Below are 11,557 nucleotides of genomic sequence, written 5' to 3' on the forward strand. Positions count from 1 at the left end.
GGGGCTTCTTTTGCCGTAAGCTAAAAAATATGCGACCTTAGCAGTAGTGGCAATTCGTTGTAATTCGGTTCCAGTTGAGAGGCAATATTAATGAGTGATGGTATGGCATTCCTGACGGGGGCTGCCTTTGCCGGTATGGCAGCTTTGTTTCTCCTCAAAGGAGGAGGCAATATGGTGGCGAATAACCTTCCCTCTTCCCAACCCTTCCAAATTTCCCCTAACAATCCCTATAATTCCCCTTACACAGATCAACAGCCAAACCAGGCTCTAGCTTCACCGAACTTAAATAATTTAAATAATAATTTAAATAATATGCTCAATGTTGAACAGCAGCGGCGGGACACTGAGCAGCTCAAAGCTATGGTTGAGCAACAACGAGCTGAAACTGAACAGCTCAAAGCCCAACTTCACAATCAGCAGTTACTGCTAGACAATCTAACTGCTCAGGTTGATGCCAGTGTGATCAGGGCTCCTGAGCAACTAATCCCTAATCGTAAAACCACTAATCAAACGGCAAATACCCTGATGTCAGGCATACTTTGGGGACTTGGCGGTATGGCCGTAACCATTGGTGGTGGTGCCGTTGTGATTGGGGGGTTAGCCTTGCTCTCACGACCACAGCGTCCTCCTCGTACAACTTACGTCGTCCAACACCCCTACTCTAGTGTTCCTCCTTCCCTACCAGCGAGACGGCGCTCTGAGTTTATGTCTCATCAATATGATGATAGACTTTATGACCGGATCGACTACGAATAGATTCTCCACGTCTAGTCATCGTAATATAGGTCATCCTCAGAGTCTCGGAATTTCCAGGATTGCCCCAAAAGCTGCCACACTAGAGGTGCGATCGCTCCCCCAAGAAGACCAATACCAACGCTAACAGCCAAGACAACACCGATTGGCAGATCAATTGACTCGAAGACTAAAAACTTCACGGATACTTCCGTGATATTTTGGATCGAGAAAATAGCGATCGCACTAATCCAAATCGCAACTATCAGAGATGTCAGAAGTAAGCCAAGAATTCTGATATGGGAATAGTTCATTATGGTTACTAGTTTCTGGTGACTAGTGTGACTCTATGTCTTCTTTTTTCTAGCACAGTAGCCCATAGAATCCCTTTTTCCGTCAACAGGTTGATCTGGCTTGCCAACCCTGTGCCACAATTGCTGGTAAGAATAGCCCGAGGTGAGAGGGATGCCCCCACTACTCGACCAAACCACCGATCAACGCATTGTCCATGATGGCACCTGGGAACAGTTTAAGTTCATCCAGAAGGGATTTGATGGTTCTCCTGGAGTACGGCTGTTCTACTATGATGGGATAATCGAGATTCTGATGCCAGGACGGGAACACGAAATTTTTGCCAGTATCATCGGTTACTTAATCACAACCTTTCTGACGGAAAAGGGTATTTTCTTTCAGCCAACTCGTTCCATGACTCAGGAAAAAGAAGGCGTCGCCTCTGCCCAAGCTGACGAGTCTTACTGCATCGGTAGTGTTAAGCCGATTCCAGATTTGTCCATTGAAGTAGTTTTTAGCAGTGGTGGCATCAGTAAGTTAGAACGGTATCAAGCTTTAGGTGTTCCAGAGGTTTGGTTTTGGGAAGATGGATTACTAAAGCTTTATCATCTTACTGATGGTAGTTATGTCCCAATCGAGCGTAGCTTGCTACCTGGACTGAGTGAATTGGATCTTGATTGGTTCAGACGCTGTGTTTTGATGGCGGAAACCGATGCGGGAGAAGCGATTAGAGCGTTTCGTCGGCAGATTTAGCTATCAGCTTTCAGTTATCAGCTGTCAGCTTTCAGTTATCAGTTGGGTAGGGTGGGCAAATCTAGATAGTTTCTCCAAAAGTACAGTTATCATCGATATTTGCCCACCCTACTGACTAGGGCTTCGCTAATATACTTCATCATGAGTACCTAAATTAAGCAACAAAATAGCTTCTTCTTGATCTTCAGGATTTTCGATAAATTCAAATAAAATACGGTAGCTGTAGTCAATTGAACATGACCAGATATTGGATAAATCGCCTTTAAGTTTGTGGGTATGTAAGCTAGGATGAAAAGGATCTTCTGCTAACTGACGCACGGTTTTTTCAATTAGCGGTCTAAAATCTGGTCTTTTACGAATTATTCGTTTAAAACCTCGTAGGGATTGGGGTGTCCATGCTATTTTCATGGTTGATCGAGTTCTTCAAGGAATTGATCAACTGAACCAAATGTTACTTTTCCTTCTGCTAATTCTTGGTGAATTTCTTGGATTTCTTGGGATATTATGGCTCTACGTTGTAGATGGAATCGTTTGAGAAGAGTATCGAGTAATATCTCTTGCTCTTCTAAGGACAATTTTTCAACGGTTTCAATCGCTTGCTGAAAGGCTGAGGTTTTGAGCATACTTTCAAGATGATTTGCTGGTTCTTTCTATTTTATCTTTATCAGTCATCCCCTCAACCCAACCTAAAAGATCGGCTTACGCACTCAGTCGGCAGATTTAGCCGTAGAGTGGGCTGCGTCATGAGAGTTTCATCATTTGATCAGTTATCATCAACCTTTGCCCACCCTACTGACTATCAGCTAATGGGCTACGGGAACAGCTAGTCAGCCGTAGGGTGGGCTGCGTCATGGTATTTTCAACATTTGTAGAGTTATCATCGACCTTTGCCCATCCTACAAAAGCGATTGACCGTAGGTCACGCTACGCTCCGGAAGCGTTTCGGCAAAGCCGACGCTACGCGAACGCAAAGCGTGGCCATTCGCGTAGCGTGGCCTTTTGGCCAAGGCCTCAGCTTCCGCGCTTATGCGATCGCACTACGCGCAAGTCAGAAGTCAGAAGTCAGAAGTCTGCTATGACTTACGTTTCGGAGTTTAGGAATGTCAAAGATCTGAATGCGTAGTGCGATAACCTTCAACTAACTAACCTTCAACCAACTAACCTTCAACCTAATTTCAACTTAATAACCCCAAAAAAAATAGCCGCAGAAATACTTTCCACGGCTAGGAATTTTCGCTTATGCACTCAATTTTATCACCTATCCGATTTTGATCGGATGCTTTGTCCAGGGGGGAAACCCCCCCAGAAATTTAAGGTCTTAACGCCAAATCCAATATCTCATCATAATTGTAATAAATTCTCCTGGATTTCCCGTCGGCTGAAGAGGACCCCAGTCAGTAAGTTGAGCGTAGCCCAGGCCATTAAGGATATACACGGTATGGGTTATTTGCTGGCGAGACCCCTTCAAAATGTACGGAACAACGAATCCGTTTGAATTATTGTTTGAATTTGGCTGAGAGTTTTGAGGCATAGTCGAATAATTGTTTTTAGGTTAATATATATAATCATAATGATTGTAATTTAAGTTGTCAAGGGTTTTTATAATTTTTTTTGTTGAGGGGTAATTGAAAGAAAGGTAAGCTATCAGCTATCAGCATAATGCTTAATTTTTTTTTTGATCGAATGGTATAACTGAATAGGATTAAATTTGGAGATAGTATGAATAATATTTGGAAATTTTGTAGGGTGCGTTAGGCGGTTTGGTTGAGAAGATTAGATGATATAACCAAGGGTTGAAGCCGTAACGCACCATGGTATTGGTTAAGAATGGTTTGATTTCAATTTGGATATAGTATGAATAATATTTGGGAATTTTGTAGGGTGCGTTAGGCGGTTTGGTTGAGAAGATTAGATGATATAACCAAGGGTTGAAGCCGTAACGCACCATGGTATTGGTTAAGAATGGTTTGATTTCAATTTGGATATAGTATGAATAATATTTGGGAATTTTGTAGGGTGCGTTAGGCGGTTTGGTTGAGAAGATTAGATGATATAACCATAGTTGAAGCCGTAACGCACCATGGTATTGCTTAAGAATGGTTTGGTTTCAATTTGGAGATAGGATGAATAATATTTTTCAATTTTGTAGGGTGCGTTAGGCGGTTTGGTTGAGAAGATTAGATGATATAACCAAGCGTTTAAGCCGTAACGCACCGTGGTATTGGTTAATGATAGTTTGGTTTCAATTTGGATATAGAATGAATATAATTTTGGGATTTTGTAGGGTGCGTTAGGCGGTTTGGTTGAGAAGATTATATGATATAACCATAGTTGAAGCCGTAACGCACCATGGTATTGCTTAAGAATGGTTTGGTTTCAATTTGGAGATAGGATGAATAATATTTTTCAATTTTGTAGGGTGCGTTAGGCGGTTTGCTTGAGAAGATTAGATGATATAACCAAGGGTTGAAGCCGTAACGCACCATGGTATTGGTTAAGAATGGTTTGGTTTCAATTTGGATATAGTATGAATATAATTTTGGGATTTTGTAGGGTGCGCTAGGCGGTTTGGTTGAGAAGATTAGATGAAATTACCATAGTTGAAGCCGTAACGCACCATGGTATTGGTTAAGAATGGTTTGGTTTCAATTTGTATATCAATGGTGCGTTACATTTCATGCTTCGCACCCTACAAGAGCGATCGCACCAAAATGAGTTAAGCTAGCATCAACACAAAATTACAAGCAACAACAGAGGCGATCGCACGAGCTTGGGTGTGAAGTGCGGTAGCGTAACGCACCGAAGATCACCATACAGATGGTGCGTTACATTTCATGCTTCGCACCCTACGAGAGCTGGGAATACTATAAATGTGAGCATATAGCAGATCCTAATGCCCAATTATAGAAGACCTCATGTTTCCGGTGGTACATATTTTATCACTCAAGTCACTTATCAAAGAGTACCTTGGCTCTGTAGTGACATTGGCAAAAAGGCTCTCAGAGAAGCGATCGCTAAGGTAAGGGAAAAATATCCTTTTTCCATTGAGGCATTTGTTTTGTTACCAGACCATTTTCATGGTTTGTGGACTTTACCCCCTGATGATCCGGATTTTTCGGTGAGATTGCGATTAATTAAAACTTATGTTACCAAACATTATGGACAACAATTAGGGATTAATCGAGCAGTTTCTTGGTCACGACACAAGCGAGGGTAAAGCAATCTTTGGCAACGTCGTTGTTGGGAACATTTAATCCGTAATGAACGGGATTTTGCTCACCATTGTGATTATATTCATGATAATCCGGTTCGACATCGGTTATGTAAACATCCCCAAGATTGGAAGTATTCCAGTATTCATCGGTTTATCGCTCAGGGAATTTATCCAAGGGATTGGGGAAAGGATGGAAGGAAAGAAAAACCACAGGGGATTTGGGATGAATAGAATTTTTTAATTTTGTAGGGATTTCGTGAAATATATTGGCCAAAGCGAAGGCTATAACCCTTGCCCAGCAACGATTCCAGATTTTACGGATTTGACAAATGATAAAGGAATTGCTATATCTAATGAAGATAATTTGTAAATTTTGTATGTAGAGATTTTGTAGGGTGCTAAGGGCAGTTTGGTAATAAGACACGATGTTATGACAAGATTTTGAGCCGTAACGCACCGTAGTATTCGTTGATAAAAATAGATGATATTACATAATTTTAAGCCGTAACGCACCGTGGTATTAGTTACCGTGGTATTAGTTAATAATGGTTTGGTTTCAATTTGCAGATAGATGGTGCGTTACATTTCATGCTTCGCACCCTACAAGAGCGATCGCACTTAAATTTTATTTGCTCGAATGGTATAATTTAATGGGTTTCAATTTGGATATAGTATGAATAATATTTGGTAATTTTGTAGGGTGCGTTAGGCGGTTTGGTTGAGAAGATTATATGAGATTACCATAGTTGAAGCCGTAACGCACCTTGGTATTGTTTGAGAATGGTTTGGTTTCAATTTGGATATTGATGGTGCGTTACATTTCATGCTTCGCACCCTACAAGAGCGATCGCACTACAAGAGCGTACGCTCTTTATTGCATCCATCCATACCCATGCGTACGCTCTTTCATCATCGTAATAAATCCTTTCTGTATCTTTCTATATCCTTCGGGAACTCATACATCTTTTCATAGTTACACGCCTCCATGTATTCCTTAGTATCGCATTTAATTACTGGGCCGTAACCATTGCTCAAACCATTTGCTATTTTGTGTAATGCATCTGATCCGTGCCCTATAGCTGTGTGGTCTATTCTTCCTTGTTTAATGTAAACTGTTATCTCTCTATCAATTAGGACATTATTGTACTGATCTACTAAGTTATCTACTTTTAGATCACTCTTTGTTCTATCCGGATCAGCACCCCCTGAAAACACATATCCATGACAATTACCTTTGCCAAAATCCAAAACCATACAATCTTTAAATTTTTTGTATAACACAATCGATTCACATGTTGCCTTCCATTCATCAGTAAGCTCCTGTTTAACGCGCGTGGTACTATAATCTTCATCGACCTCTATCATTACATTCTCATCTTTTACCATTTTCTGGATTAGTTTGGTTGTTGAACACAATTCCTTGTCTCTTAACTCGTCTTCAACCCTACTGAACATTTTTAGATTTGGGTAAATTTGAACGTGGTTCCTGTTGGTTGTCACCTGCTCCTCTTTTAACAAAATCCTTTTTCTCTTTGTATTACCAACCGCCTCTCTCTCTGAATTCTGCTCATTTGTTTTCTCTTTTCTCCTCCCAAGCTTTTGCCAGGCCTTTTTTCCCATCTCCTCCGCTTCTTTCTCCAACCCCGTTTCCTCATTGATTTGTAACCCGAACTTTTGCCTCCCTGGCCTCACCCTCCCCTCCATCTGCTGCACCACATGCCAAGCCTCATGGGCCAAATGCTTCTCCTGCCCCGGTCCCACATGAATATCCGTCCCCTGCGCATAGGCAAGTGCATTCAACTGTGCCGGTTTGTCCGAGTTGTAATGCACCCTCACATCATCCATGGAGTAGCCAGAGAGGTTTTCAATGCCTGCTTTGAGGCGATCTGGCATGCCAGTTTTGTTTTGATTATCACTCCTCGATGCCCTCAAGCTTTCGCCAGTTATCACCGTATCCCCCGCCAACGGTTGTGCTGTCCGCTGCACCATAATCCTTTTAGGCTGCACTACCTGATGCCCACCGTGATTCGCACCTTGCCTGCTTCTTACACCAGGCTGTCCAAACGAAAACTTGGCTTGCCGCCCCATCTCTCTCCGTCCCCTTTCCGGTTGGGTTACTCCTGATTCTAAGGTGCGCATCACATTAGCACTCATACTTCCCCATTCCCCGACCGCGTTTTCCGCGTTCCACTCCCTTTCCTCTGCTTCCAATATTTCTCGATAACCTTTCCGTCTGGAGTCTTTCTTTTTTTGTTCATCTGACCACGAGGTAGAGTGAGAATATTTCGGTTTATAGGTATGAGTTGTGCGCATAGCTAGTTCCTTTTTCTTAGGTTTGTATTCTGCTATCAGCTGTCAGCCGTCAGCTAATCAATGGGAGGTAGTAAACAAGCTAGGGGGTGCTGGTACGGCTGGTTGAAAATCCCTGCTCGTTTTACACTATCCCTACAGTGCCGTAAACAGGCGTCGAACGTTGACCCATCCCCCCATCACCTGATAGCTGTTCGCTTTGCGATCGCGTAGCGCATTAGCTGACGGCTGAATGCTTACATCCCCTGTACCCTTGAAGAAAACAATATCAGTGGTAGGGTGGGCAAATTCTGTGAATCTGACCATCAGTACCGTTATCCTGTGCATTTGCTACAAGGCGTAGGGTGGGCAAATTCTGTGAATCTGACCATTAGATCAGGAATACTGTCGATTTGCCCACCCTACAAAAGACTTTTTTTGGGGAATCCTTTGGCCTTCATTAATATACAAATGCTAAAGCAGGTTAAACCTAGAATTACTTTCTCGCACCGTATAAGTAACAATTATTAACAACAATTTCTCTGCAAAGGGAATCGGGAGTCGGGAGTCGGGAATCGGGAGTAGAGGGGTAGGGTGGGCAAATACATGTCATCTGACCTTATCCTCACCGATTCGAGTCCATTTGCCCAGCCTACAACAGCTAATTTATAGCAAAGGGAATCGGGGTAGGGTGGGCAAATACATGTCATCTGACCTTATCCTCAGCGATTCGAGTCCATTTGCCCACCCTACAAGAGTTTTGAATGGTCAATTGCTGGGTTTGGATGGTACATTAGCTGCAACAGTATATTGTTTGATCAGTGATCGACACCCCCGGTCGCCATCTACTATTGGAAATTGTATATTTACTTGGAGTGGTAAGCCATGGTGAGGCAGATTGAAACCCTATCGAGATCAGCTCTGCAAACGGAAGTATCTCGCTTGCGGGAAGAGTTGCAGCTTAGAGACCAGTTAGTGCAGCAGCTGTCTCAAGAACTATTCCGGTTGGTGAAGGGTAATGCTAATTTCAAACCTCCCCAAGAGGTATCTGAGCGCCATAAGGCTCAGATGGTGGTCTTGCGAGAACAGTTGCACGATGTGGAGCAGCAGGTGGAATTTTATCAACAGCAAATTGCCACCCGTGACACGGAAATTAAGCAATTGCGGGATAATGTAGAAGAATTAACCGAGCGCTCCCGTCAGCTAGAACAAGTGGTACAAGAGCTACCAAAAATTTATCACCAGAAGTTTTCGGAACGGATGGCACCAGTTAAGGAGAAGGTGACCATGTTACAGCGAGAAAACCGACAACTCCACGCTGAACTCCAGAGTGTCAGTTACCGACTAGCGGTCAGAAGCCGCAATATCACCCGCGTTGACCTACCGAGCTTCAATCGTCAGAATGGTAGTCCAATCCCAACCTTTGGTAGTGTGTAAAAGCCTTTGGGTTAGGGGTGCCTCATCTGGTTTGTTGAAGGTTGAAGGTTGGTTTGTTGAAGGTTGAAGGTTGGTTTGTTGAAGGTTGAAGGTTGAAGGCGTAGGGTGCGTTAGGGGGGGCTCGCCGTAATTTTCCGCCTCAACGCCAGCCAAAAGATCGCCCCCCCGTAACGCACCACCGGGTCAAACTTAAACATAGGTAACACTTTCAACTACAAATGGGGAAAACAGAGAAATAACAAGCGAGAGTTAGCCACCCAATAAATTAGGTGGCCGGGGAGCGTACCGGGATTCCCATACGGCTATCGTGTCATGGAAGCTGTTTTGTCCTCCCTAGGGTTTCCAGGAACTCAGAAAGGCTTAAACCAGAATCTTTAGCCATCTCCTTTAATCCATTCCAGGCCGTTTCTGTAGTCATGACACTATAGGATTTCTTTCGTACACCATGCAAACTCGGTCTTCCAACTTTTTTCTTAGTTTCTTCTGGCATTTGCTTGACACCTTGATTATCAGGGTATATAATTATATTAACACAGCAAAAGGTCGATGCAATATGTACGGTTGTCAACAACATTTAATAAGCACGACATCTGAAAACCAAGCGGTTATAGAATTTATCTGCTCAGAGGCTAACAAATTAACAAATTGCGGAATATATTATTGCCGTCAAATGTTTTTCAAGGCTGGCAAATATCTCAATAACGCAGAATTGGACAAAATAATGAAAAGTAATGTCCACTTCAAAGCGATGAGATCAGCCTGTGCTCAACAGACATTGCATGGAGTTATTGAGTCTTTCAAGTCTTACAAAGCCCTCAAGAAGTTGTATAACAAAGGGCAGTTGGCAGATAAACCTAGAGTCCCAAAGTACCGCAAGAAGGGAGGTCTGGCTGTAGTTAGTTATCCCGCTCGGTGGGTGAAGTTAGTAAAAGGCCAACTCAAGTTTACTTTAGGAAAGCAGATTAAGGTCTGGTTTGGTATTGATCACTTCTTACTACCAATGCCATCTAATATAGACCATAATTCAATTAAAGAATATCGTTTTGTCCCTAGGAATGGCTGTTTTTATTTAGAGTTTGTATATGAAAGGCCAAATCCTGAACCAGTGACGCCAACAAATAAGGTCTTAGGCATAGATCCAGGTCTCAATAACTGGCTAACTTGTGTCTCTAACTTGGGAAAGTCTTTCATTATAGATGGCAAAAAAGTTAAGTCACAAAACCAGTGGTACAACAAACGTGTAGCTGGGATCAAGAAAGGAAAATCTCAAGACTACTGGGATGAGCGATTGGCTTCTTTGACCGAGAAGCGCAATCGGCAAATGCGTGACAACGTGAACAAGGTGGCTAGATTTATTATTAATTGGTGTCAAAGAAACCAAATTAGTACAATAGTCTTTGGCTGGAACAAGCGTAATAAAGACAGTATCAATATTGGCAAAAAGAATAATCAGCAGTTTGTACAGATCCCTACCGCTAAATTAAAGAATCGAATTGAGCAACTGTGTGTCGAGTACGGAATCAAATTTGTTGAAACCGAAGAAAGTTATACGAGTAAAGCCAGCTTTTTAGATCGCGACTTCCTACCTGTACTTGGCGAGAAACCTAAGGGGTGGGTAGCAAGCGGACAGAGAGTTTTGCGTGGACTTTATAGGTCAGGTAAAGGCGAATTGATAAATGCCGATTGCAACGGAGCTTGTAACATCCTCCGGAAAGTAGTGACACAGCTAGGGTTTCCCCTAGCCGAGGTCAGTAGGGCAGATTTGAACCTGCCACAACGATACAGACTGGATTCTCTTTCTAGATCCTATCGTGAAGCGTCACTTCGCGCGGTTTCAACCCGCGAAGTGACATCCGCGCTTGTTTCTACGTTTTTCAAAGCGTAGAGAGTTCAATTGGGGAAAACTTTCTTTTAATCTGTCAACTGGCTAACTTGTCAACTTGCCAACCCTTGGACTTGACCACCCCATATCATGAGCTACTGTCTTAATCCTAAATGCCAAAATCCCCAAAATCCCGATCAGGCCAGGTTTTGTGCCTATTGTGGAACTAGATTACGATTGGGCGATCGCTTCCGTGCTCTGAGGCTGATTAGTATTGGTGGTATGGGGCGTACCTTTCTAGGGGTGGATGAGGCAGATGATAGCAATGCTAAGTGTATCATCAAACAGTTATCCTTACAACAGCAGGATACGAACAATGCTCAGAAAGCGGCTGAGTCTTTCCGCCAAGAAGCGACTAGGCTGCAAGTGCTGGGACAACATCCTCAGATTCCGGAACTTCTGGCCTATTTTGAGGCGGATCATCAATTAGGTATTGCAGGAGAACCTGCTCTAGTCCACAAGTATATCGAGGGGGAAAGCTTAGCCACAGAACTGGAAACGGAAGGGACGTTTAGGGAAAACCAGGTTCGGCAAGTCCTGATTGAATTGCTGCCAGTGCTGCGCTTTATCCATAGTCATCAGGTAATTCATCGGGATATCAATCCCCACAATATCATTCGTCGCCCTCCTCCTGAGTCCTCTTTGTCCCAGCTACCAACACAAAAAACCAGGAAGAGGTTTTATTCTTGGGGGGGAAGGGGGAGCGAACTGTTTCTGGTGGATTTCAGCGCTGCTAAGCTGACTACAAAAACTGTGCTAGCACGAACGGGAACTATGATTGGCTCTGCGGCTTACACGGCTTCGGAACAGTTGATGGGAAAAGCGATCGCAACCAGCGATTTGTACAGTTTAGGGGTGACCTGTATTCATCTGCTTACCAACGTTCACCCCTTTGATATGTTTAATAGTCTAGAAGGGAAGTGGGTTTGGATCGATTACCTCAGGCAACCTGTCAGTGA

At 43.2% G+C, this 11,557-nt stretch carries 14 protein-coding genes; 7 read left to right on the plus strand and 7 right to left on the minus strand.

What is annotated here, in order from left to right; all coding sequences use genetic code 11:
- Positions 1-90 precede the first annotated feature (90 nt).
- Entirely contained in the window at positions 91-756 is a 666-nt protein-coding gene (locus tag F6K53_RS27745) for a hypothetical protein (RefSeq protein ID WP_293025637.1), read from the plus strand.
- An 11-nt stretch (positions 757-767) separates the two neighbouring features.
- Here the strand turns inward: F6K53_RS27745 and F6K53_RS27750 are convergent, their stop codons facing one another.
- On the minus strand, positions 768-1,046 hold the full coding sequence (locus F6K53_RS27750; protein ID WP_293025635.1) for a LapA family protein: 279 nt from the start codon (positions 1,044-1,046) through the stop codon (positions 768-770).
- 151 nt (positions 1,047-1,197) lie between these two features.
- Here F6K53_RS27750 and F6K53_RS27755 point away from each other — a divergent pair, with 151 nt between their 5' ends.
- A complete protein-coding gene (locus F6K53_RS27755; protein ID WP_293025633.1) occupies positions 1,198-1,776 on the plus strand; it encodes a Uma2 family endonuclease in 579 nt (192 codons plus the stop codon).
- Positions 1,777-1,902: 126 nt separating this feature from the next.
- Here the strand turns inward: F6K53_RS27755 and F6K53_RS27760 are convergent, their stop codons facing one another.
- A complete protein-coding gene (locus F6K53_RS27760; RefSeq protein WP_293025631.1) occupies positions 1,903-2,184 on the minus strand; it encodes a type II toxin-antitoxin system mRNA interferase toxin, RelE/StbE family in 282 nt (93 codons plus the stop codon).
- On the minus strand, positions 2,181-2,399 hold the full coding sequence (locus F6K53_RS27765) for a hypothetical protein (RefSeq protein WP_293025629.1): 219 nt from the start codon (positions 2,397-2,399) through the stop codon (positions 2,181-2,183). Before F6K53_RS27765 ends, F6K53_RS27760 begins: the two co-directional genes overlap by 4 nt.
- 227 nt (positions 2,400-2,626) lie before the next feature.
- On the opposite strand from F6K53_RS27765, the gene F6K53_RS27770 reads away from it, so the two are divergent.
- Positions 2,627-2,899 (plus strand): hypothetical protein, encoded by a 273-nt coding sequence (locus tag F6K53_RS27770; protein ID WP_293025627.1) that lies wholly within the window; start codon positions 2,627-2,629, stop codon positions 2,897-2,899.
- Between the two features lie 1,770 nt (positions 2,900-4,669).
- Positions 4,670-4,993 (plus strand): transposase, encoded by a 324-nt coding sequence (locus tag F6K53_RS27775; RefSeq protein WP_293025625.1) that lies wholly within the window; start codon positions 4,670-4,672, stop codon positions 4,991-4,993.
- Between the two features lie 906 nt (positions 4,994-5,899).
- Here F6K53_RS27775 and F6K53_RS27780 read toward each other — a convergent pair.
- From F6K53_RS27780 to F6K53_RS27790, 3 genes are all read right to left on the minus strand, one after another.
- On the minus strand, positions 5,900-6,883 hold the full coding sequence (locus F6K53_RS27780) for a DUF4157 domain-containing protein (protein WP_293067876.1): 984 nt from the start codon (positions 6,881-6,883) through the stop codon (positions 5,900-5,902).
- Between the two features lie 552 nt (positions 6,884-7,435).
- Entirely contained in the window at positions 7,436-7,606 is a 171-nt protein-coding gene (locus tag F6K53_RS27785) for a hypothetical protein (RefSeq protein ID WP_293025621.1), read from the minus strand.
- A 200-nt stretch (positions 7,607-7,806) separates the two neighbouring features.
- Entirely contained in the window at positions 7,807-7,989 is a 183-nt protein-coding gene (locus tag F6K53_RS27790) for a hypothetical protein (RefSeq protein WP_293025619.1), read from the minus strand.
- Between the two features lie 175 nt (positions 7,990-8,164).
- On the opposite strand from F6K53_RS27790, the gene F6K53_RS27795 reads away from it, so the two are divergent.
- Positions 8,165-8,716, plus strand: coding sequence for an Npun_F5560 family protein (locus F6K53_RS27795; RefSeq protein ID WP_293025617.1), 552 nt, complete (start codon positions 8,165-8,167; stop codon positions 8,714-8,716).
- 310 nt (positions 8,717-9,026) lie between these two features.
- Here the strand turns inward: F6K53_RS27795 and F6K53_RS27800 are convergent, their stop codons facing one another.
- A complete protein-coding gene (locus F6K53_RS27800) occupies positions 9,027-9,206 on the minus strand; it encodes a hypothetical protein (RefSeq protein ID WP_008183384.1) in 180 nt (59 codons plus the stop codon).
- A gap of 63 nt (positions 9,207-9,269) precedes the next feature.
- On the opposite strand from F6K53_RS27800, the gene F6K53_RS27805 reads away from it, so the two are divergent.
- Both F6K53_RS27805 and F6K53_RS27810 read left to right on the plus strand, forming a co-directional pair.
- Positions 9,270-10,601: a transposase gene (locus tag F6K53_RS27805; protein ID WP_293082875.1), complete on the plus strand. Its 1,332-nt coding sequence runs from the start codon at positions 9,270-9,272 to the stop codon at positions 10,599-10,601.
- A gap of 87 nt (positions 10,602-10,688) precedes the next feature.
- The coding region (locus F6K53_RS27810; RefSeq protein ID WP_293082878.1) for a serine/threonine-protein kinase at positions 10,689-11,557 on the plus strand (869 nt) is incomplete at its 3' end.

The organism is Moorena sp. SIO4A1 (assembly GCF_010672065.1).
GTDB lineage: Bacteria > Cyanobacteriota > Cyanobacteriia > Cyanobacteriales > Coleofasciculaceae > Moorena.